Origin of the sequence: Arthrobacter sp. ISL-95 (genome assembly GCF_018613695.1) — a bacterium.
In the GTDB taxonomy this organism is placed as follows: domain Bacteria; phylum Actinomycetota; class Actinomycetes; order Actinomycetales; family Micrococcaceae; genus Arthrobacter.
In genome coordinates, this window is record NZ_JAGGPR010000005.1 from 789234 (window position 1) to 812193 (window position 22960).

Genomic DNA, 22960 nt, shown 5'->3' on the forward strand with positions numbered 1-22960 from the left:
GAAGGAGACATGATGGCTACGTTGATGAGTGCCTCAGCGCTGTACTAGCGACTCGAAAAAGGGGAGCGTACCGTAATCCTCGACGTCCGCTGGGTCCTGGGCCGCACCGATGGGCGCGGTGAATATCAGAGCGCCCATCTTCCGGGCGCGGTGTTCGTGGATCTCCCCACGGAGCTGGCTGACCACGCACAGCCGGGGCTGGGGCGCCATCCCTTGCCAATCCGTGAGCGCTTTCAGGGATCCGCACGGCAATGGGGGATCAACGAGTACGACACCGTGGTGGCGTACGACAACAGCGGGAACATGGCGGCGGCACGCGCTTGGTGGATGCTGCGGAACGCCGGGTTTGACTCTGTGTACCTGCTCGACGGCGGCCTGGCAGCCTGGCGTGCGGCCGGATACCCGGTAGAGACCGGGGAGGTGAGTCCCGCCGTCGGGAATGTCACCCTGGGTGAGGGTCACATGCCGGCCATCACGGAGCAGGAGGCGGGGCAGTGGCACCACGACGGTGTGTTGCTGGATGCCCGGGCCGGGGAACGGTACCGCGGTGAGGTGGAACCTATCGATCCCAGGGCAGGGCACATACCGGGGGCAGTGAGCGCGCCAACCACGGGAAACATCACCGCTGATGGCACGTTCCTTCCTGTGGAGGAGCTGCGCCGGCGCTTTGAGGAGCTGGGCCTGGAGCAGTCGTCCAAGGTGGCTGTTTATTGCGGGTCCGGAGTGACGGCTTCCCATGAGATCGCTGCACTGGAGATTGCCGGATACCGGGCTGCGCTATATCCGGGCTCGTTCTCGCAATGGTCCAACAACGCTGCGAATGAGGTTGCTGCGGGCAGCGCGGCGTTCGACGTCCAACCCGCTGGCCCAAGTGGCACAAGCACCGCTGCCGGGAGTAGCGTCGGAGCATGACTCCCGGACGCCCTGTGCCCCCGCCCTTCGCCAAGCCTGTCACCATGGACACCAGTGAGGACCGGCCCGGAACGCTGGCTGCAGCATATGGCGCCACCTCCCCGGACAGCGGTTTGGTGCCGCTGACGGTTGCCCGACGAAAACCAACAGCGGACGACGTCGAAATCGCCATTGAATTCTGCGGTTTGTGCCACTCGGACGTGCACGCAACGCGCGGTGAATGGCGGGTCCCGCCGTACCCGCTGGTGCCCGGCCATGAAATCGTAGGCAAGGTTACCCGCGTTGGATCCGCTGTGCAGGACTTCGCTCCGGGCGACCGCGTAGGCGTTGGTTGCATGGTGGACTCCTGCCGCGAGTGCGAGAGCTGCCTTGAAGGACTGGAGCAATATTGCGAGCGGGGCAACGTAGGCACCTACGGTGCTGCTGATCCGCGGCATGGCGATGAGATCACGCAGGGTGGCTATTCGACGTCGGTAGTGGTTGACAGACGCTTCGTGCTGCGGGTCCCGGACGCACTGGATCCGGCGGCGGCGGCTCCGCTGTTGTGTGCCGGAATCACCACGTACTCTCCGCTGCGTTATTTCGAGGTGGAAGAAGGCGACTCCGTGGGTGTTGTGGGCTTGGGCGGCTTGGGGCATATGGCCGTCAAGATCGCCAAGGCCATGGGTGCCGAGGTCACCGTCTTCACTACGTCCGAATCAAAGTTCGAGGCCGCCCGGGAACTGGGCGCGGACCACGTGGTCCTGTCCAAGGATGCCGAAGCCATGGAGGCCGCCAATCGGAGCATCGACGTCATCATCGACACCGTGGCAGCACCGCATGATCTCAACCCCTACTTCCGGACCCTTCGCCTGGATGGAGCCCTCTTCCAGTTGGGGCTTCCCGCAGATGACATGCCACCGGTCAGCCCGGGCTTGCTCATCCGTAGGCGACTCGCCTACGCGGGTTCACTGATCGGCGGCATCGAGGAAACGCAGGAAATGTTGGACTTCTGTGCCGAGCACGGGGTTGTGAGCGACATTGAGATGGTGGAAGCCGGGCAACTGAACGAAGCTTACGACCGCATGGTGGCCGGGGACGTGAAGTACCGTTTCGTACTGGACACCGCAACACTTCAGGAACCAGCCGAAAGGGCAGACGCATGAGCACACTGTTCACCAAGATCATCAACGGGGAAATCCCGGGCCGCTTTGTCTGGAGGGACGAGGAGGTGGTGGCGTTCCTGACCATCTCGCCCATCACCCAGGGCCACACCCTGGTGGTGCCCCGTGAAGAGGTGGATTCCTGGACGCATGCCAGCCCTGAGCTGCTGGCCAAGGTGATGGACGTGGCCCAGCGCATCGGGAAGGTGCAGGAGTCTCTCTTCGACGCCAAGCGTGTTGGCGTGTTGATGGAAGGCTTCGAGGTGGACCATCTGCACGTCCATGTGTGGCCGGCCTATTCCACAGCGGATTTTGAACTTCACAATGTGGACCACAACCCGGATCCCGCCATCATGGATGCCACTGCCGTAAAGCTTCGCGCGGCTCTACGCGATGCGGGCCACAGCGAAGCTGTCCCGGAGGGCTGAGTCTGTTACAGGTAACAGACTCTGCCTGTGTAACTGATTTTCGCGTGAGTTAACCCGGCGGTGCTTCTTAGCACTGCCGGGTTTCTTCATGCATGTATTGCTATGCGGGCGCCAGTGCTTGGTTCAGGACAGTGCGGATGCGTTTCTCCGACACGGAGTAGGCCGTTCCCAGCTCGACCGCGAAGAGGCTTACCCGCAGTTCTTCGAGCATCCAGCGCACACGGGTTAACTCCGTACCGGCGCGGCGCCCCGGAAGCAGTGCGGACACGGCGTCGTCGTAGTCGTCCTCCAACGCCTGTACCACTGCCATGTTCAGGCCATCGCGTTGGACGTTGCCCGGAAGCTTTTCCAGCCGCTTCTCGATCCCCTGGAGGTACCGCGGCAGTTGGCTGAGCTGAGCGTAGCCGGTCTGTGCCACAAAGCCCGGGAACACCAGTTGCTCCAGTTGGCTCTTCATGTCATTGAGGGCGCTGATCAGATGCAGGCTGGCGTTGGACTTCAGCTGCTTCTGAATGCGCCGCGTACTGGCCAGAATGCGTTCGACGACGGCGGTCACCGTGAAGACGGTATCGATCAGTTCTGCCCGGACAACCTCATACAACGCATCGAAGGACTCCTTGTTCCACGGCAGATCCTGGGGGACCAGCTTGTCGATTGCCGCCAGTGCGCAGTCAGCGATCAGCGCACTCACGGATCCGTGTGGGTTCTGGCTGAACGTCAGTTTCTCCATGTTGCTGAGGTGCTCCAGCACGTAGCGGTCCGGTGGCGGGATCCTCAGGGCAAGAAGCCGGATGACACCGCCACGCATGGCAGCTTCCTGTTCCGGCCGGGTCTGGAAAACCCGGAGCGCAACGGACTTGCCTCCATCCACGACCGCAGGGAAGCCGGTGACCGCGTGACCTTTGACGGTTCGGGTTACTTGGCGCTGCACGGTGCCGAAGTCCCACGTGGTGAGGCCGCTGCGTTCGGCAAGCATTCCTTCCGCGGCGGGAGCTTCTCCGGATGCCGGGGTTCTGCCGTTGGGAGCAACTGTTCCCTTGCCGCCCTTGGCGCGTGACGTCGTCGCGGGTGTGGCGCCGAGTGATTCTGCGATTGCACGGCGGGTGGCCGGTGCCAGCTTTTCCTGGAGTTCGGCAAGGTCCTTCCCTTCGTCCAGCACCTTGCCGCTGCTATCCACCACCTTGAAGCTCACACGCAGGTGCGGCGGTACGGCATCCCAGTTCCAGGATCCGGGCGGAATGACGTGCCCGCGGAGCCGGCGAAGGACCAGTTCCAAGGAGGGCTCGAGTTCATCGGTGGCGGGATCAAAGTCTGCTTCCAAGGCAGCGGTTGCTTGACGCGCAACGTCCGGGGCCGGGACGAAATTCTTCCGCACCTGCTTGGGCAGCGACTTAATGAGGGCCGTTACCAGCTCTACCCGTTGGCCCGGGATCTGCCAGCGGAAGGGGGCATCGTCCAACTGGTTGAGGAACAGCACCGGAACTTCAGCGGTGACGCCATCGGAGGGATTGGGGGCAGAGCCGGGCGCCACGGGATGGAACTCGTAGCTCAACGGGAGCTCGAAGCCCTTGTGGTGCCAACTCTTGGGATAGGCGGAGTCGTCCAGTGCCTCGGCGTCCTCGCTCATCAGCAACGATTGGTCGAAATCCAGGAGGTCCGGGTCGGACTGGCGGGCATCCTTCCACCACTTATCAAAGTGCCTCTCGGAGACCACGTCCTTGCCTACGCGAGCGTCATAGAACTCGAAGAGCGTCTGGTCGTCCACCAGGATGTCCCGGCGCCGCATGCGGGTTTCGAGTTCTTCGATCTCCTGGAGCAGGGCACGGTTCCGGTGGAAGAATTTATGGTGCGTCTTCCACTCGCCCTCCACCAGGGCGTGCCGGATGAACAACTCGCGCGACAATTCCGGATCGACACGTCCGTAATTCACGCGGCGGTTGGGAATGATGGGTACGCCGTACAGCGTCACTTTCTCGTGGGCCATGACGGCGCCCTGCCGCGATGACCAATGCGGTTCGCTGTAGGACCGCTTCACCAGATCCGGAGCTACCTGCTCAGCCCACAGGGGATCGAACTTGGCGGCTACGCGCGCCCACAGGCGGCTTGTCTCCACTAGCTCCGCAGCCATCACGAAGGTGGGTGATTTCTTGAACAGTGCTGAACCGGGGAAGATCGCGAAACGGCTTCCGCGGGCACCGGCGTACTCACGCTTGCGCTCATCCAGGAGGCCGATGTGGCTCAGCAATCCGGAGAGCAGGCTGATGTGGATGCCCTCGTAGTTGCCTACGGGATCTGCTTCCCGCTTGTTGTCCAGCGCGATGCCGAGGGGTTTGGCCATTTGCCGGAGCTGGGTGAAAAGGTCCTGCCACTCACGGACACGCAGGTAATTGATGAACTCGTTGCGGCACAATTTGCGGAACTGGGTGGAGGACAGCTCGCGCTGTTTTTCCTGGATGTAGTTCCACAGGTTGAGGAAGCCGGTGAAGTCGGAGAGTTCGTCACGGAATCGTGCATGCTTTTCCGCGGCCAACTGTTGCTTGTCTGTTGGCCGTTCACGGGGGTCCTGGATGGTCAGGGCAGCCGCCAGGATCATGACTTCGCGGACACAGCCGCGCTTGCCCGCTTCCACGATCATCCGACCCAACCGTGGATCCACCGGCAGCTGGGCTAGTTTCTGCCCGACGGCGGTCAGGCCACTGCCGCTGCGACCGTTGCCGCCAGCGTCACCGGACTTGGGTGAGGTCAGGGCGCCGAGTTCGCGCAGTAGCGTGACGCCGTCGTTGATGGCTCGTGAGTCCGGTGGTTCCACGAAGGGGAAGTTCTCTACATCTTTGGGTCCGCGGGCCACACCCATGGCGGTCATCTGCAGGATGACTGCAGCGAGGTTGGTCCGGAGAATTTCAGGGTCCGTGAACGGCGGACGTGATTCGAAATCCTCTTCGGAGTACAAGCGGATGGCAATGCCCTCAGACACGCGCCCACAGCGGCCCGAGCGCTGGTTGGCCGAGGCCTGGGATACGCGCTCGATGGGAAGCCGTTGGACTTTGGTCCGGTGTGAGTAGCGGGAAATACGGGCGGTGCCGGTGTCTATCACGTATTTGATACCGGGCACGGTCAGCGACGTCTCGGCAACGTTGGTAGCCAGGATGATGCGTCGTTTCCCGCCGGGGTTGAACACCCTGTGCTGTTCCTGCAGGCTCAAGCGGGCAAAGAGCGGCAGGACTTCCGTCCCGGCAAGTCGCCTGTTTGTTTGGATGCGGCCGTTGATCGCCTCAGCGGCATCCCGGATTTCGCGCTCACCGGAGAAGAAAATGAGGATGTCGCCGGGCGCTTCCTTGGCGAGCTCGTCCACTGCGTCGCATACCGCGTCCAGGGGATCGCGGTCCTCTTCGAGTTCGTCGTCCGAAGTATCGTCATCCCCGCCGGCCGGTTGGGACAGCGGCCTGTAACGGATCTCCACCGGATACGTTCGTCCGGAGACCTCGATGATCGGCGCTGGATCTTCTTCGCTGCCGAAATGCTTGGCGAAACGTTGGGGATCGATGGTGGCCGAGGTGATGATGACTTTGAGGTCCGGGCGCTGGGGGAGGATGCGCTTGAGGTAGCCCAGAATGAAGTCGATGTTGAGGCTGCGCTCATGGGCCTCGTCGATGATGATGGTGCTGTACTTCCGCAGCATTTTGTCCCGCTGGATCTCTGCGAGAAGGATGCCGTCCGTCATCAGCTTGATCTTGGTGGACGCGCTGACCTCACCGGTGAACCGGACCTGGAAGCCCACTTCCTGGCCAATCTCCACGTCCAGTTCAGACGCGATGCGCTCAGCTACCGTACGGGCTGCCAGTCTGCGTGGCTGGGTGTGCCCGATCAGGCCCTTGTCTCCAAGGCCAAGTTCGAGGCACATCTTAGGGATCTGCGTGGTCTTACCCGAACCGGTCTCGCCGGCAATGATGGTCACCTGGTTTGCGGCGATGGCCGCCATCAGATCCTCGCGGCGCTCGGAGACGGGCAGCTCTGCGGGGTAGGAAATATGAAGTGTCATGGCTGCTGCCAGTCTACTGCGGCTGGGGTTCCGCGTCCGCTGTGTCCGTCACAGTCATGGCTGCAGCACTCAGCCGGTGCGAAAGTTTCATGGCGTAGGACTTGAATTCAGCAGGTTCGAGGATCTCAAAGTCCATGTCCAGTGCGGCCAGATATGCCGCCGGGGCCGCAAGGTTGTCCCATCCGGACCGCAGGAGGGTGGCCTGGGGGCCGTCGGACGTCAGAGTCGCGTACTGGGAATTTACGACGGCGGCCACCTCGGCCAGGGGCGCACGGAGCCGCACCACGACGTCGAACCTGTACGGCGAGCGGGTGATGGACTGCTGCACATAGGCGGCGAGGTCTTCCGCGGGCAGGGGGCGTGGGGTGTATCTTTTGCGTTCCGATGGCAGCGAAGCAAGGCGGTCAGCCCGGAAGGTTCTCCAGTCCTCCCGATCAACATCCCACGCCACCAGATACCAGCGCCGTCCAGTGTCCACCAACCTGTACGGCTCCACCAACCGGCGTGCGGCTTCACCGTCGGACTTGACGTAGTCAAAGGAGATTTGCCGCCTGTCCGATATTGCGGCGGAGACGACGGTCAGCTGTTGAGGATCCACGGTCCCTGCATTGCTGGGGAGGGTAGTCACGGCGGCCTTCAGCATGGCGAACTTGGGGCGCAGCCTGGACGGCAGGACCTGCTCCAGCTTCGCCAACGCGCGGACCGAAGCCTCACCAATACCGGCTACGGGCCCCGCTGCCACAGAGTTCAGTCCCAGGGCCACCGCCAGGGCTTCATTGTCATCGAGGAGCAGCGGCGGGAGCTGCGCACCGGCACCAAGTTGATAGCCGCCCGCGATTCCCGGGGATGCGTGAATGGGATATCCCAGATTGCGCAGTTTATCGATATCGCGCCGCACGGTCCGCTCGGTCACGCCCATGCGATCAGCGAGTGCCGGGCCCGTCCATTCCCGACGCACCTGCAAGAGCGATAACAGTTGGAGGAGCCGGGCAGACGTTTGGATCATGCATGTGAATCTAGTCCATGTGCCATTAGCGCGGATGCCCGCCGCGGCGTGAGACATAGGAACGCCCGCCGTTCGGGGAATCTGCGCGGAATTCCGTGAACAGGTGGGCGTCGGGTGGACAGTGTGGGTTGTCGGCGTGCTTCGTCTTTGCTGACGGGTGCAGTGTTTTGGCTTTTCCTAGTAGATGCGGGGGTTCCAGTACGGCGTGCCGGGAGCCTCGGGTGCCGTCCAGGATTCCTTGGACCTGATGGGCGGGTTGTGCCCGCGACCATCCTTCAACAGGGCTGAAACGGTGGCTGAGACGGCGGTGATGAGGACGATGACGAGGATGATTCCGACGATTTCCATGCCTCAAGCCTGTTCCTGAGGAAGGACAAGAAACAATGGCAGAAATGCCCTATATGGACAATTTTCTGCCACACTAGCGTTATGTTGAAATCAGTGGCAGTGATCGTCGTACCCAACTTCTCGATCTTCGAATTCGGGACGGCTTTCGAAGTCTTCGGCATCGACCGATCGGACCGCGGCGTCGGGGTGCCGGCCTTCGATTTCCGAGTGGTTGCCCCGGAGCCGGGTGACATCAGCATGAAGTCCGGCCTTTCCCTGCATGTAAACCTTGGCCTCGAAGCGGCAGCCGATGCGGACCTGGTCATCATGGCGCCGTTCGGCCGTGACCAGCACGTCCCCGAGTCTGTGTTGGATGCCTTGCGCGAAGCCCATGCCAGGGGCGCATGGGTGATGTCCATTTGCTCCGGCGCCTACGCCCTGGCCCGCGCAGGTCTGCTGGACGGGCGCCGGTGCACCACGCACTGGCACTATTCCCAGGACCTGGCAAGCAGGTATCCTGCCGCGATCATTGATGAGAACGTCCTCTATGTACAGGACGGGACCATCATCACCAGCGCCGGCACTGCCGCCGGAATCGACGCGTGCCTCCATCTGGTCCGTGAGGAGTTGGGGGCGAACGTGGCTGCGGCCATAGCCCGCGACATGGTGGTACCTCCGCATCGCGACGGCGGCCAAGCCCAGTTCATCGACAGGCCCATGCCCCGCTGCGGTTCAGCGCCCATGGAGGCGTTGCTGCGCTGGATGGTAGAACACCTCGACGAAGAGCACAGCGTCAACGATTTAGCCGCACGGCTCCATATGTCTCCCAGAACGTTCGCCCGCAAATTCCGGGCGGAAACCGGAGCGACTCCGGCAGCCTGGCTGAACTCTCAACGCGTGCTGCGTGCGCGGGAGCTGTTGGAAACCACTGAGTTGAATATTGACGAAATTGCCCGGGAAGCAGGGTTCGGACATTCTGTCCTGCTCCGCCACCATTTCATCAAGGTGCTGGACACGAGTCCACAAAGTTACCGGCGTGCATTCCGTGGGCAGTTGGCAGAAGTCATCTGAGGCAGCTGTGGGCAGACGGTGGTTACAGGCTTCGCCGGGCGGCCTCGGGCTTCGGCTGCGGCCTTCAGGTTTGGCAGCAGGCCTTCGGCTTTAGCGGTACGTGTTCTGCTTAGCGGCGGCCGCCCAGCTGGCCCCGCGACTCTGATCCTTCAGCTTTGGCGCATTCCACCAGCTCCTGCCAGGGGCCAGTGACGGCGCGGTCCGGCAGGGTGGCACGGCGTTGGCCCGCCCTGATGGAGTACATGAAGCGGTCCGGCTCGTTGGCCGCCCTTGCCTGGCTCTTGGCTTCATCCCAAGGGCACGCCTCCACGATTGGAACCCATCGATCCTTGTCATCGGGGGAGACTGCGTCCACGCTCCAGACGCGAGTCATCGCTGCGATTCCCCCACTGCGTTGGACCGTGATCTTCATGACCGGCTGCTTCTCGTTCTTTTGTTCCGTAGTTAGCCGACCGGCAGGGACCGAAGCAAACAGTCCGGTCCCGCCACCTGACTAAACCTTGACCTTCACAGTCTCCCACGCCTTCAGAACGGCGTCATGCTCCGCTGAACCCGAACCGAAGAGTTCCTCAGCGGTAGCAACGGTGGTTTTGGCAAACTTTCCAAACGTGCACGTTGCGGGGAGGCTTCCGCCGGTCAATGTGTTGTACCAGATCTGCCCCGGCGCTTCCCACGCATTGCCACCAAGTTCTGTTGCCACTATGTAGAAAGCCTTGTTGGGGATGCCGGAGTTGATGTGCACTCCGCCATTGTCAGCGCTGGTCCGTACGTACGTGTCCATGGAGTCCGGCTGGGGATCCTTGCCCAGGACGTCGTCGTCGTAGGCGGTGCCCGGTGCTTTCATGGAGCGTAAGGCGACGCCTTGGACCTGGTCCGTGAAGAGGCCCTCACCGATGAGCCAGCTGGCTTGTTCTGCACACTCCTTCTTCAGGTACTGCTCCACGAGGACACCGAAGACGTCAGACATGGACTCGTTGAGTGCACCGGCCTGGTTCCGGTAGGCCAGGTTGGCGGTGTATTGGGTAACCCCGTGAGCGAGTTCGTGGCCGATAACGCTAAGGGACTTGGTGAAGCGCTGGAAGATCTCGCCATCGCCATCGCCAAAGACCATTTGGGAACCATCCCAAAAAGCGTTGTCGTAGAGCTTCCCGTAATGCACGGTTGCGTCCAGTGCGAGGCCGGCATCATCAATGGAGTCCCTGCCGAAAATCTCGCCATACAGTCGGTGAGTGCTCCCGAGGCCGTCGTACGCCTCATCGGCGGCCACGTCCCCAACAGGTCCCGCACCCTCCTTACGGACCACACGTCCAGGCAACGCTTCTGAAGACTCAGCATCATAAATGGTCCGCTTCGGCGGGCCGGGCTTGGCTTGGCGGGCACTGGGAGGCGCTGGCGGAATGGGCGCTGTGCGGATGGCCTGCAACCCTTTGATATGCAGTAGCGACTCTTTGGCTGCTCTGGCCACAGCACGCAGCCGTGGCTCGTTTTGGGCGGCTAACTTGCGAAGCATGTACGGCGGGACGATCGAGCACTTCACGGCAAACCCCTTTGGCTATCGGTATGACCAACTGAATTCAGCCTAGGAGGAGGGGCGGACATTTTTGCGGTTCAGGACCGGCAAGCCCTGAACTGATAGTCAGTATCCGGCACACAAAATACCCCGCCAGCAAAGCTGGCGGGGTATTCGTTGTGCCCTCGATAGGATTCGAACCTACGGCCTTCTGCTCCGGAGGCAGACGCTCTATCCCCTGAGCTACGAGGGCATCCAGGGTTCCCTCCGTTGCCGGTGGGACGTCCTAGAGCTTAGCAGTCACTGCGCCGCAAATGAAAACCCGACGCCACCGCGGCGACCCCGGCCGGGGACGTGCCTATCAGTAGCCGGCGAACGAGTCCACATGGACCCGGCGCGCTCCTGCGCCACGTGATGCAGCGCGCAGGGAATCCACACTCGCCGGGGACCCGGAGACGAACACTTCCCTATCCCCAATGTCCGGAACCAGCTCCTTAAGGCGCGAAGCATCGATCCTGGAGGCACCGGCGTCGAGCATGAACTCCGGGGGAGCGGACCCGTCCGCGAGCCGGGCTATTACTTTGGCGCCTGAGGCTTGCAGTTGTTCCACACAAGCCAGCTCATCGCGGCCCTTTGCCAGATACAGCACCACGGTGTCACGTGCAACGTCCTTGGTCGCCAGTTGCGACAGGAAAGGTGCGATGCCGATTCCTGCGGCGATGAGCAGAACCGGCTCGCCGGCGTCGTTCGGTAGAACAAAGTCTCCACCCACGGCTGTTGCGGAAACACTGTCCCCGGGACGAAGCGCAAACAGTGCCTTCTTCGCCGTAGAGAGGGGCTCGGCCGTGCCCACTCCGAACGTGACTTCCTCCGCACCAGGCGGGCTGGTGATGCTGAAGACGCGACGACGCCCCTTGCCATCCGAACCCGCATGCGGAAGGTTCAGCTCCATGAACTGCCCGGCTGCAAAGCGCACTGGCCTCCGCGGTTCGAACCTGAATTCAGTAGTGGCAGGAGTGAGGGGGCGCGAGCCCTTGAACGTCAGCTGGACCCCACCGCGCTGTCCCAGGAAGAAAGCAATGAGGTTGCCCAGCAACAGTGCCAGTTCCGGGGAGTTGGCAACGAAACCCAAGTTATACGGAACCGCGAAGACAACACCCACGACGCCGGCAAGTGCCAGCTGCTGCCAGCGACGGGGAGGCAGGGTGAGGGGTTCCGAAAGCATGAAGCCCACGAAAAACAGCAACGGCCGTTGCGCCAGGGTCTGCCACAGGGCTTGGCCCAAGGTCATATCGCGGCCGAGCAGTTCCACCGTAATGATGCTGGTGGCAGCCACCAGGAAAACAGTGGCCATCAGCATTTTCCTGGTGCGGTACAGAACCAGGATCACTCCCGGAACCAGAAGCCAGAGCATGGCTGGCGTGGCAGCCCACCACGTGGCGATGTTGAGCCCGGTCAGACCCGTGATGAACGCTCCCACCGCGGCTGGGTTGAAGATATGCCGCCCACGGAAGGCCAATGCATATTTGGAGACGCTGGCCAGCACGCACGCCAACGCAACGCCCGCCATATCCATCACCCCGAAGGCAGGCCAAAACAGGAAGTACAGCAGCAGCCCGGTGATCAGCGAAGACTCCGTATGCGGTTTCACGCCGAAGAGCAAGGCAAGCAGCCGGCCGGATGCGTAGGTCAAGCCCAGGCAAAGCACTAAATGGACCAACATCTCAGGCAGGCCAAAGGTCAACCACCCTAAGAGGTTCAGGACCATGCTGTAGGCCGCCAGCACGCCAAGTACCCAGAGAATCAAGCGGTACATGGTGAAGCGGCCCAACCAGGTGTCCACTCGGGACTTAGCGGCAATCATGTGAACAGTCTCCCCTCAAAACGGTTCGAAAACGCGGCAACACCAGTGGAGGAGACCGTAAGCCACGAGAATTCAAATTCCTCCTCCAAGCGAGGCGGTTCAACCATGAACAATGCTGTGGCCAGCGCGTCCGCCACCAAGGCGCTCGCCGCCATGGTCCATGTAGCCACTGTGGCGTTTATTGGCTTGCCCGTGGTCCCGTCCAGAACATGGTGGAAACCGTCTCCCCACATTCGGCGGTTCGAAGCCGAGGCGCACAGGGCAGCGTTACTGAGCTCCACCGTGCCTATGGCCTGCCGCGGGTTGTAGGGGTGCTCCAGCGCAACGGCGGCTGGATGGATGCCGGCGTGCAGCATGTCGCCGCTTCCATCCACCAGGAAATCGGTATGGCCACTCTCTTTCAGGACTTCACCCAGCAGGTCAACGAGTTGCCCCTTGCCGGCGGCTCCCACGTCCAGGACCACCGGCTCTTGAGCGGCCAGCTCCGTGCCTGACCATTCAAGGACGTCCTCCCACCGTGCCGGGGCCAGGGGACTCCCGGACGGAGCAAGTGCATAAGTGGAGTCGTAGCCCAGTCGCTCCAGACTGCTGCCGATCAACGGGGTCATGGCGCCATCGCTGAGACGATACAGAGCGGAATACACCTCCTGGAGGGCGACGGCATGCTCCGGCAACGTGATTCGGCCCGGGGCGCGGGCCAGCCCCGAGACCAAGGAATCGGGCCTGAACCGAGACCACGTTTTGTCATATTCTGCAACGCTCTCCAGCAGCTCGCTGCGGATCGCGGGTACCAGACGTTCCGGCGTCGAAATCTCCCACTGCGTACCGATCCCTTCGAAGCGGAAAGTGCTCCACCCAGGGTGCGGCATGGCTGCTACTTGGCCTGGGACTTGATCTGTTCCACGGCTTCGTTGAAGCCGCCGGACGTCAAGGAAGAGCCGGCAACCTTGGAGACGTTGAGCTCATCGATGTCCTTACCTACGATCTGCGCGGCGATGCCACCGGCAAACTCACCCTGGAACTTCTTGGTATTGGGGTTGGAAGGGTGAACCGTGATGTTGACCGCAGAGACCTTATCGGCGGCCAGCGTCAGTTCAACACCCACCGTTTCCTGACCATTGGGCGAGGTGTACGTGCCGTCGGAACTGTAAGTCCCGTCCTTATAGGTGGACGCGCCGGTGGATGCGACAGCCGCTGATGACGACGTGCCTGCAGATGTTGGGCTGCCGGTTGCGGCTTGGCCACCATCCTGGCTGGCAGGGGTTTGGGTTGCGGGGGCTTCGGTCGTGGGGGCGCATGCCGCGGCCGTTCCTATGATGGAGAGGCCGGTGAAACCGACGTAGAGGCTCTTGCGGAGTGGCGTAGTCATGGTTCTGCTCGTTTCAACTGGACAAGAATTCGTCAAGGTCATTTTTCGGTCAGGGTCACTGCGTGTATCGGGATGACCTACGAGGCCACCTCCTACGTGTTCACAACGTCGAATTCAGCGTAATGGTTCAGTCTGTGCCGCCAGGTTGCCGTTCCTGTGAGTGACCTGGGTCCCGGTATCCACATATGGGACCCTCAATTCCGCGACTTTGCGGGCCCCCGGTAGGCTAGAAGCGTGACTCCCGAAGAACTCTCTGCTGCCATATCCGCCTGCCTTAAGGACGCCGTCTCTACCGGCGAAATCACCTTGACGGAATCTGCTGTGCCCGAATCCGTGCGAGTGGAGCGACCCAAGAACCGGGATCATGGAGACTGGGCCACCAACATCGCCCTGCAGCTCTCCAAGCAGGCCGGCATGAATCCGCGCGAATTCGCGGGAATCCTCAGCAACCATCTGCAGGGCATTCCCGGTGTCACCGGCGTGGAAATCGCCGGTCCCGGCTTCCTCAACGTCACCGTGGATGCCGCCACGGCCGGTGCCCTCGCCAAGGCCATTGTTGAGGCCGGAACCAGTTACGGCACCAACCAAGCGCTCGCGGGCCGTGTGGTAAATATGGAGTTCGTTTCAGCGAATCCCACCGGCCCGCTCCACATCGGGCACACCCGCTGGGCGGCCTTGGGCGATGCGATTGCACGGGTTCTGCGCGCGTCCGGTGCAGACGTCACCGCCGAGTACTACATCAACGACGCCGGCTCGCAGATGAACGTCTTTGCCAATTCCGTCCTCTCCCGGCTTCATGGCCGTGGTGTTCCGGAGGGCGGCTACCCGGGCGAATACATTCGTGAACTCGGCGACGAAGTGCTCAAGGCGCACCCCGGCATCCGCGAACTGACGGACGAGGCAGCCCTGCCCGTTATCCGTGGCGCAGCCTACGAGGCCCAGATGGCGGACATCAAGACAACCCTGGCCGGGTTCGGCGTGGAGTTCGATGTCTTCTTCTCCGAGAAGGAACTGCACGACGCCGGTGCTATCGAATCCGCTGTCGCCCGCCTTCGGGAGCAGGGGCACGTGTTCGACGACGGCGGAGCAGTGTGGTTGCGCACCACGGACTTCGGCGACGACAAAGACCGTGTCATGATCCGCGCCAATGGCGAGCCCACCTATTTTGCTGCGGACGCCGCGTACTACCTCTCAAAGAAGGACCGCGGCTTTACCGAAAAGATCTATCTGCTCGGTGCGGACCACCACGGTTACATTAATCGCCTGAAGGCTATTGCGGCCTGTGCGGGCGATGATCCCGAAGTCAACATCGAGGTCCTTATCGGCCAGCTTGTGTCCGTCAACGGTGCCAAGTTGTCCAAGCGTGCCGGCAACATCATTGAGCTCAAGGACCTTATCTCCTGGCTTGGCAAGGACGCTGTCCGGTACTCGCTGGCCCGTTTCCCGGCCGACTCGCCGCTGACGCTGGACCCGGAGCTGTTGAAGAAACACAGCAACGAGAACCCTGTGTTCTACGTGCAGTACGCCCATGCACGGTCTCGCGGCACGGCGCGCAACGCCGCCGAAGCCGGCGTGGAGCGCCAGGTTGATGGAGTGGATGCCTTCGACGCCTCACTCCTGGACCACGCCACGGAAAACGAGTTGCTTTCCTACCTTGGAAGCTACCCGTCCATCGTGGCCAAAGCCGCCGAACTGCGAGAGCCGCACCGTGTGGCGCGCCACCTGGAGGTCATTGCCGGGGCCTACCACCGCTGGTACGACGCCTGCCGCGTGTCGCCGCAGGGTGATGATCCCGTACTGGACGTAAACCGCACCCGTCTGTGGCTCAATGACGCCACCAGCCAAGTGCTGGCCAACGGACTCGAACTGCTGGGCGTTTCGGCGCCGGAACGGATGTAGGGCCATGAACACAGCCGCCGATCACGCATCTCCGCTTGCTCCCGAATGGTTGGCCGTCCCCGCGGACCTCAACGCATTGCAGGAGCCCATGTGGGCTTCCGGCGTGGGGAAGAACGACGCCGGTGAAATCACCGTTGAAGGTCTTTCCGTCAGTGAACTCAAAGAACGGTTCGGAACTCCGCTGTTTGTCATGAGCGAATCGGACTTTCGATCCCGGGCGCGGGCGTTCAAGGACGCCTTCGACGCCGCCTTTGCCGACATCTGCGGGGGAGTGGACGTCTACTACGCAGGGAAGTCCTTCTTGTGCACCGCCGTGGCCAGTTGGGTAGCAGAAGAGGGCCTCCGCCTGGATACGTGTTCCGGCGGCGAACTCGCCGTCGCTGCCCGTGCCGGAATCGAGGGCTCCAACCTCGGCTTGCACGGCAACAACAAGTCTGACGCAGAGATCAACCGCGCCCTGGACATGTCGCTGGGCAGGATCGTTGTGGACAGCATCGATGAACTGGAGCGCGTTGCCAAGATAGCTTCCAGCCGCGGCGAGGTTGCCAAGGTCATGCTGCGCCTGACACCTGGTGTGCACGCGCACACCCACGAGTTCATCGCTACCGCACACGAGGACCAGAAGTTTGGCCTCTCCATGGCCGAGGACTCCACTGAGGAAGCGGGCCTGTCCGCAGCCGAGGAAGCAGTGGCTGCAGCAACCTCCTACGCCAGCATCGAGCTCCTGGGACTGCACTGCCACATCGGCTCGCAGATCTTTGAGCCTGACGGCTTTGCTGTTGCAGCGGAGAAGCTCCTGGGCTTCCTTGCCGCCATGCAGGCCAAATACTCCATCGTCATGCCCGAGCTGGACCTCGGTGGCGGCTACGGAATCGCCTATACCCCGGTGGATACTCCCCGGCCGCCGGCCGAGATCGCGGAGGCGATGGCCGCCGTCGTGCGCTCCAAGTGTGCCGAGTTGGGCATAACCCCGCCGCGCATCTCCATTGAACCCGGACGCGCGATCGTGGGCAGTACCACCTTCACGCTGTACGAAGTAGGGACGCTCAAAACGGTCCGCGTTGACGCACCTGAGAGTGAAGACGGGCAAAAGAACGTTACGTATCCGCGGCGCTATGTGTCGGTGGACGGCGGAATGAGCGACAACGCCCGCCCGGTGCTTTACGACGCGGATTATTCAGCAATTTTGGCTTCCAGGGACTCGGATGCGACTCCGCAGCTGTCCCGAGTAGTGGGCAAACATTGCGAGAGCGGCGACATAGTTGTTAGAGATGTATATCTGCCCGCGGATGTGGCAGCCGGTGATTTGCTCGCAGTACCGGGTACCGGCGCCTACTGCTGGGCCCTCTCCAGCAACTACAACTACCTGGCCCGGCCTGGCGTTGTCGCTGTACGCGACGGAGCCGCCCGGCTGATTGTCCGCGGGGAAACCGAAGAAGATCTCTTGAACCGCGACATGGGAGTGGCGAATGTCTGAAGTGCGAACCCTAAAGGTGGCCTTGCTGGGCTGTGGCAACGTTGGGGCCCAGGTTGCGCGGATTCTGATTGACGACGCCGAGGCACTCGCTGCCCGCAGTGGCGCCCGCCTGGAACTTTCCGGTATCGCCGTGCGCAATATCGAATCTCCGCGTGACGTCGAACTTCCCCGGGAACTGTTCACCACTGATGCCCATACGTTGGTCAAGGACGCAGACCTTGTCATCGAACTCATGGGCGGTATCGAGCCGGCCCGTTCGCTGATCCTCACAGCCATCCAAAACGGCGCATGCGTCGTCACCGGCAACAAGGCCCTGCTCGCGCAGGATGGCCCCACGCTGTACGAAGAGGCTGACAAGGCCGGGGTCCAACTGTCTTACGAGGCCGCCGTTGCCGGAGCCATCCCCATCCTGCGCCCTATTCGCGACAGCCTGTCCGGCGACCGCATCACGCGCGTGCTGGGCATTGTCAACGGCACCACCAACTTCATTCTTGACCAGATGGACACCACCGGTGCGCAGTTCTCCGATGCTCTGGCCGAGGCCCAGCGTCTGGGATATGCGGAAGCGGACCCCACTGCAGATGTGGAGGGCCACGACGCTGCAGCGAAGGCAGCGATCCTTGCGTCATTGTCCTTTCACACGCGCTTCTCGCTGGACGACGTCTATTGCGAAGGCATCAGCAAGGTCAGCGCTGCCGATATTGCCTCCGCCAAGGAAGCCGGCTTTGTGATCAAGCTGCTTGCAATTGCCGAGAAGATCGACTCGTCGGATAACGGCAGTGGCATTTCCGTACGCGTCCACCCCACCCTCCTGCCGCGGGAACACCCGCTGGCAGCTGTGCGAGGTGCTTTCAACGCTGTGTTCATCGAGGCCGAGAACGCCGGCGAACTCATGTTTTATGGCCAGGGCGCTGGTGGGACCCCCACCGCATCTGCCGTGCTGGGCGACCTCGTGTCCGCTGCGCGGCGCCTCGTCCTGGGCGGTCCCGGACGCACGGAGACAACCACGGGCCACGTCCCCGCGTTGGCCATCGACGCGTCCACCACGAGTTACTACATCGGCCTGGATGTCGCTGACCAGGCCGGCGTGTTGGCCAGGATTGCGCACATCTTTGCCGAGAATGGCGTTTCCATTGAAACAATGCGCCAAACGATCCACCGCGACTCTGCCTCGAACATTGAGTCAGCCGAGCTTAAAATCGTGACGCACCGTGCGTCCGAAGCTGCACTTGCGGCAACCGTTGAGGCCGTCAAAGGCCTGGACGTCATCAATTCTGTAACATCCGTACTGCGGGTAGAAGGGGTCTAAGTGGCTCACCAATGGCGCGGAGTAATCCGCGAATACGCTGAACGTTTGCCTGTAACGGAAGCCACCAAGGTCATCACCCTCGGAGAGGGCGGCACGCCGCTCGTCCACGCGCAGAAGCTTTCCGAGCTCACCGGCTCCGAGGTTTACCTGAAGGTCGAAGGCATGAACCCCACCGGTTCGTTCAAAGACCGCGGCATGACCATGGCCATGACTGCTGCTGTGGAGGCCGGCGCCAAGGCTGTAGTTTGCGCTTCCACGGGCAACACGTCCGCTTCGGCTGCGGCCTATGCCACTGCCGCCGGCCTCAAGTGTGCGGTGCTGGTACCCGAGGGCAAGATCTCCATGGGCAAGCTGAGCCAGGCCATCGCCCACGGTGCCACGCTGCTCCAGGTGGACGGCAACTTCGATAACTGCTTGGACATCGCCCGAAAACTTGGCGAGGCTTACCCCGTGTTCCTGGTGAACTCCGTCAACCCGGCGCGCATCCAGGGCCAGAAGACCGGTGCCTTCGAAGTTGTGGACAGCCTGGGCGATGCCCCTGACATCCACGTACTGCCCGTGGGCAACGCCGGTAACATCACTGCCTACTGGAAGGGCTATAAGGAATACTCCGCGCCCTTCGAGACCGCCAATGGAACACTTCCGGCTGTATCCACCAAGACACCGGTCATGTGGGGCTTCCAAGCAGCAGGTGCCGCACCGTTCGTTGCGGGACACCCCATCACTGAACCGGACACGATCGCCACCGCCATCCGTATCGGCAACCCGGCATCGTGGGAGACTGCAGTTGCGGCCCGTGACGAGTCGGGCGGACTGATCGAGGCTGTCACCGATGATGAGATCCTGGCTGCCCACCGCTGGTTGTCCGCCAAGGAAGGCGTCTTCGTTGAACCCGGCTCCGCTGCCGGTGTTGCGGGCTTGATCAAGAAGCACGCGGCAGGGGAAGTTCCGTCCGGCAAGACCATTGTCATCACTGTTACCGGCCATGGACTCAAGGACCCGCAGTGGGCCCTTCGTACCGAAGACGGCAGCGATGTCCAGCCCGTCAAAGTACCGAACGACGTCGTCACCGTTGCCGCAGAACTGGGACTGGAAGAAAACTAAGAGTGGAATCAACGCAGCCCACCGCGACCGATCGTGCACTCGTCGCGGCAGGCCAGCGGCTGACCGTCAAGGTCCCCGGTACGAGTGCCAACCTGGGCCCCGGTTACGACAGCCTCGGCTTGGCCCTGTCTATTTACGACACCTTGACGGTGGAAACCCACAGCACCGGAGAGCTTGAGTTTGAGCTCTCCGGTGAGGGTGCTGACTCGCTTCCACGGGATGCCAGTCACCTGGTAGTGCGCGCTATTGACCTCGCGTTGGATCGCCTTGGCTACCAGCGATCCGGCCTGAAAATCATTGCGGATAACGTGAACCCGCATGGTCGGGGACTGGGGTCCTCAGCCTCAGCTGTAGTGGCTGCTGTTACTGCCGCCAATGCGCTGGTTCCTGCAGAATCCCGGCAGGATCGTGACTGGATCCTGCAGCTGACCAGCGAGATGGAAGGGCACCCGGACAACGTCGCACCGGCGATTTTCGGTGGACTGGCGCTGTCATGGCAGGACAGCGAGCAGTACAGCAGCACGCGCGCTGACGTCACATCTTCAGTCATTCCTGTGGTGGCAGTGCCGGACTACGAACTGGCTACGGAAACTGCGCGTGGACTCCTGCCGGCTTCAGTCGGTCACCACGCAGCAGCCATGAATTCCGGACGTGCAGCCCTGTTGATTCATGCGCTCACTGCTGATCCCGCTCTGCTGCTCCCCGGCACGGAGGACTACCTCCACCAGAGCTACCGCGCTCAGGCCATGCGCCCCAGCGCCGACCTCCTCGCAGCTCTGCGGGGTGTGGGCCATGCGGCCGTTGTATCCGGCGCGGGTCCCACGGTAATGGTGCTGGCAAACGGTGCTGACCAGGCTGCAGCGGTGGTTGAATTCATTGAGGCGTTCACTGCGGCCAACACACCCGGGGTCGGTTGGCGCGTGATGACGCTGGCTGTAGACGTTCAAGGTGCTAGAGTGGAAGAGCACCGCCGGTAAAGCCGCGGGCAGTTCCCTGATTTTGGATCTCGGTGTTTTGCCGTACCTTTCGTCAACTGTGCCAACGTTGGTGGTGTCGTCTCTTTCCGGCCTGTCTCAGGTGCCGCAGAAATCTCTCTGTTCCCTGAACGCTACGCCGGCTGTCCGGGCAACTGGATCCAGTGATGACGATCAGTATCCGGCCCTGTTGGCCACAATCCATCAGGCACGGCCCAAATCACCGGCTGCAGATCTGAACTGCAGCCCAGAACAAATCATCGCGTCCAGCTCTCGCTCTGGACGCCGTCGAGGGGGAAGGATCCTTCGTGACAGAAACCACTGAGCTGGCTTCAGCTGTGGACACAACATCTTCTGCTGCTGATTCGTCAACTGCAGCAACCACCAAGAGCAGCGGCCTTGCAGGGCTTAAGCTCGCCCAGCTTCAGGCTCTTGCCAGTCAGCTGGGCATTTCCGGGGGATCCCGTATGCGCAAAGGGGACTTGGTAACGGCCATTTCGGCACATCGTGCCGGAACGTCCACCGCCAAGGCGCCTGCCAAGGCCACGGCGAAGGCGACTGCGGTTAAGGCAGCACCGGCAGCCGAGCCGAAGGCCGCGCAGGAAAGCAGCGCGCCTGCTGACGCCGCCGCCGCCGAGGCACCTGCCCAGGAAGCACCTCGAGGCCGCGGTCGTGGCCGCAGCCGCCGCGCCACCAGCGACGGAGTCGTAGCAGCTGCTGAGGTCGTTGCTGCGCCTGCCGAGCCCGCAGCCGCACCAGTTGCTGAAGCTCCGGCAGTGGCCGAAACCGGCGAAGCCGCTACAGAGCGTCGTCAGCCCCGCACCCGTAACCGGCGCCGTGGCGAAGCTGCCGCAGCGCCTGCCGAAGCGGCAGAAGCACCCGCCACTGAGCAGCGTGCTGATCGTACGGAACAGCGTGAGCAGCGTGCTGACCGTTCGGAACAGCGTGAGCAGCGTGCTGACCGTTCGGAGCAGCGTGAGCAGCGTGCTGACCGTTCGGAACAGCGTGAGCAGCGTGCTGACCGTTCGGAACAGCGTGAGCAGCGTGCTGACCGTTCGGAACAGCGTGAGCAGCGGGAACAATCCGAATCAGGCGATCAGCAGCGCGAACGCCGCGAAAACACACGTGGTCGCCGTGAAGACAACAACGACGGCGACGACACCGGCAACCGCCGGAACCGCCGGAACCGTCGCGACCGCAACGAGCAGACTGACCGGAGCGATCGTCGTGGGGGTCAGGACAGCCGTGACGGCAATACCCGCAGCGACCGCTTCCGCGACCGCAACGAACGTCGCCGTGGCCGCTCGCAGGGACCGGACGTTGACGACGTCGAGGTCACCGAAGACGACGTCCTGCTCCCGGTAGCGGGTATCCTGGATGTCCTGGAAAACTACGCGTTCATCCGTACCTCCGGCTACCTTCCCGGTGCAAACGACGTCTACGTTTCCCTGGCACAGGTCAAGAAGTACAACCTCCGCAAGGGCGACGCCGTCGTCGGTGCCATCCGCGCACCGCGTGATGGTGAAGACCGCAGCCAGCAGTCTGCGCGCCAGAAGTTCAACGCACTGGTTCGTGTCACTTCCGTCAATGGCAAGACGCCGGAAGAACTCAAGGATCGTGTCGAGTTCGCCAAGCTCGTGCCGCTGTACCCGTCCGAGCGTCTGCGCCTCGAGACCGACCCCAAGAAGATCGGTCCCCGAGTCATCGACCTCGTGGCCCCGATCGGCAAGGGCCAGCGTGGTCTGATCGTCTCCCCGCCGAAGGCCGGAAAGACGCTCATCCTGCAGTCCATCGCGAATGCCATCACCACCAACAATCCTGAGGTTCACCTCATGATGGTTCTGGTTGACGAACGTCCCGAAGAAGTCACGGACATGCAGCGCACCGTCAAGGGTGAGGTCATTGCCTCTACCTTCGACCGTCCCGCGGACGATCACACCACGGTTGCCGAGCTCTCCATTGAACGCGCCAAGCGCCTCGTGGAAATGGGCATGGACGTGGTAGTCCTTCTGGACTCCATGACCCGCTTGGGCCGCGCCTACAACCTGGCAGCACCGGCCTCCGGCCGTATCCTGTCCGGTGGTGTGGATTCTGCAGCACTGTACCCGCCCAAGCGCTTCTTCGGTGCAGCCCGCAACATCGAAAACGGTGGCTCGCTCACCATCCTTGCAACCGCGCTCGTCGAGACCGGTTCCAAGATGGACGAGGTTATCTTCGAAGAGTTCAAGGGCACCGGCAACATGGAACTTCGCCTGTCCCGCCAGCTGGCGGACAAGCGCATCTTCCCGGCCGTGGACGTCAACGCGTCCGGCACGCGCCGCGAAGAGAACCTGCTCTCGCCTGAAGAAGTCAAGATCATGTGGAAGCTGCGCCGCGTCCTTTCCGGTCTGGAGCAGCAGCAGAGCCTTGAACTGCTGACCAACAAGATCCGGGAGACGCAGAGCAACGTCGAGTTCCTCATGCAGGTACAGAAGACGACGCTCGGAGCGAAGTCGGACAACGACAAATAGCGTTAAGTGGGGTGGGGCC

17 protein-coding genes, 1 tRNA gene and 1 pseudogene are annotated in these 22960 nt (G+C 62.3%); 10 read left to right on the top strand and 9 right to left on the bottom strand.

Features of this window, described 5'->3' with window-relative positions:
* Nucleotides 1-12 precede the first annotated feature (12 nt).
* The 3 genes and pseudogenes from J7I86_RS09850 to J7I86_RS09860 all read left to right on the top strand — a co-directional run bounded on the left by J7I86_RS09850 (nucleotide 13) and on the right by J7I86_RS09860 (nucleotide 2482).
* A pseudogene (locus J7I86_RS09850) lies at nucleotides 13-912 on the top strand (sulfurtransferase).
* On the top strand, nucleotides 909-2057 hold the full coding sequence (locus J7I86_RS09855) for an NAD(P)-dependent alcohol dehydrogenase (RefSeq protein ID WP_286179513.1): 1149 nt from the start codon (nucleotides 909-911) through the stop codon (nucleotides 2055-2057). Before J7I86_RS09850 ends, J7I86_RS09855 begins: the two are co-directional and overlap by 4 nt.
* Nucleotides 2054-2482, top strand: coding sequence for an HIT family protein (locus tag J7I86_RS09860; RefSeq protein ID WP_214819273.1), 429 nt, complete (start codon nucleotides 2054-2056; stop codon nucleotides 2480-2482). The genes J7I86_RS09855 and J7I86_RS09860 overlap by 4 nt, the downstream gene beginning before the upstream one ends.
* 100 nt (nucleotides 2483-2582) lie before the next feature.
* Here the strand turns inward: J7I86_RS09860 and hrpA are convergent, their stop codons facing one another.
* The 3 genes from hrpA to J7I86_RS09875 all read right to left on the bottom strand — a co-directional run bounded on the left by hrpA (nucleotide 2583) and on the right by J7I86_RS09875 (nucleotide 7875).
* Nucleotides 2583-6521, bottom strand: a complete 3939-nt coding sequence (gene hrpA / locus J7I86_RS09865) for an ATP-dependent RNA helicase HrpA (protein ID WP_214819275.1) — start codon at nucleotides 6519-6521, stop codon at nucleotides 2583-2585.
* 13 nt (nucleotides 6522-6534) lie between these two features.
* A complete protein-coding gene (locus J7I86_RS09870) occupies nucleotides 6535-7527 on the bottom strand; it encodes a YafY family protein (RefSeq protein ID WP_214819277.1) in 993 nt (330 codons plus the stop codon).
* Nucleotides 7528-7704: 177 nt separating this feature from the next.
* Complete coding sequence (locus J7I86_RS09875) at nucleotides 7705-7875, bottom strand: hypothetical protein (protein ID WP_214819279.1); 171 nt, start codon at nucleotides 7873-7875, stop codon at nucleotides 7705-7707.
* 81 nt (nucleotides 7876-7956) lie between these two features.
* Between J7I86_RS09875 and J7I86_RS09880 the strand changes: the two genes are divergently transcribed.
* On the top strand, nucleotides 7957-8925 hold the full coding sequence (locus J7I86_RS09880; RefSeq protein WP_214819281.1) for a GlxA family transcriptional regulator: 969 nt from the start codon (nucleotides 7957-7959) through the stop codon (nucleotides 8923-8925).
* 109 nt (nucleotides 8926-9034) lie between these two features.
* Here J7I86_RS09880 and J7I86_RS09885 read toward each other — a convergent pair whose 3' ends face one another.
* The 6 genes from J7I86_RS09885 to J7I86_RS09910 form a co-directional block, all read right to left on the bottom strand.
* The gene (locus tag J7I86_RS09885; RefSeq protein ID WP_214819283.1) at nucleotides 9035-9337 is read right to left on the bottom strand and encodes a protealysin inhibitor emfourin; all 303 of its coding nucleotides are present in this window, start codon (nucleotides 9335-9337) and stop codon (nucleotides 9035-9037) included.
* An 81-nt stretch (nucleotides 9338-9418) separates the two neighbouring features.
* Complete coding sequence (locus tag J7I86_RS09890; RefSeq protein ID WP_214819651.1) at nucleotides 9419-10435, bottom strand: M4 family metallopeptidase; 1017 nt, start codon at nucleotides 10433-10435, stop codon at nucleotides 9419-9421.
* Between the two features lie 180 nt (nucleotides 10436-10615).
* Nucleotides 10616-10688: transfer RNA gene (locus J7I86_RS09895), tRNA-Arg, on the bottom strand.
* A gap of 108 nt (nucleotides 10689-10796) precedes the next feature.
* Nucleotides 10797-12299, bottom strand: coding sequence for an FAD-dependent oxidoreductase (locus tag J7I86_RS09900; protein ID WP_214819285.1), 1503 nt, complete (start codon nucleotides 12297-12299; stop codon nucleotides 10797-10799).
* A complete protein-coding gene (locus J7I86_RS09905; protein ID WP_214819286.1) occupies nucleotides 12296-13168 on the bottom strand; it encodes an FAD:protein FMN transferase in 873 nt (290 codons plus the stop codon). The genes J7I86_RS09900 and J7I86_RS09905 overlap by 4 nt, the downstream gene beginning before the upstream one ends.
* 5 nt (nucleotides 13169-13173) lie before the next feature.
* Complete coding sequence (locus J7I86_RS09910; RefSeq protein ID WP_214819288.1) at nucleotides 13174-13668, bottom strand: hypothetical protein; 495 nt, start codon at nucleotides 13666-13668, stop codon at nucleotides 13174-13176.
* A 234-nt stretch (nucleotides 13669-13902) separates the two neighbouring features.
* Between J7I86_RS09910 and argS the strand changes: the two genes are divergently transcribed.
* The 6 genes from argS to rho all read left to right on the top strand — a co-directional run bounded on the left by argS (nucleotide 13903) and on the right by rho (nucleotide 22941).
* Nucleotides 13903-15567: an arginine--tRNA ligase gene (gene argS / locus J7I86_RS09915; protein WP_214819290.1), complete on the top strand. Its 1665-nt coding sequence runs from the start codon at nucleotides 13903-13905 to the stop codon at nucleotides 15565-15567.
* A 4-nt stretch (nucleotides 15568-15571) separates the two neighbouring features.
* Nucleotides 15572-17044 carry a diaminopimelate decarboxylase gene (gene lysA / locus J7I86_RS09920; RefSeq protein ID WP_214819292.1) on the top strand — a complete coding sequence of 491 codons (1473 nt, stop codon included), beginning with the start codon at nucleotides 15572-15574 and terminating at the stop codon, nucleotides 17042-17044.
* A complete protein-coding gene (locus tag J7I86_RS09925; protein ID WP_214819294.1) occupies nucleotides 17037-18353 on the top strand; it encodes a homoserine dehydrogenase in 1317 nt (438 codons plus the stop codon). Before lysA ends, J7I86_RS09925 begins: the two co-directional genes overlap by 8 nt.
* Nucleotides 18354-19457 carry a threonine synthase gene (thrC, locus tag J7I86_RS09930; protein WP_214819296.1) on the top strand — a complete coding sequence of 368 codons (1104 nt, stop codon included), beginning with the start codon at nucleotides 18354-18356 and terminating at the stop codon, nucleotides 19455-19457.
* Nucleotides 19458-19459: 2 nt separating this feature from the next.
* A complete protein-coding gene (gene thrB / locus J7I86_RS09935; RefSeq protein ID WP_214819298.1) occupies nucleotides 19460-20434 on the top strand; it encodes a homoserine kinase in 975 nt (324 codons plus the stop codon).
* 305 nt (nucleotides 20435-20739) lie between these two features.
* A complete protein-coding gene (gene rho, locus J7I86_RS09940) occupies nucleotides 20740-22941 on the top strand; it encodes a transcription termination factor Rho (RefSeq protein WP_214819300.1) in 2202 nt (733 codons plus the stop codon).
* The last annotated feature ends 19 nt before the right edge of the window (nucleotides 22942-22960 follow it).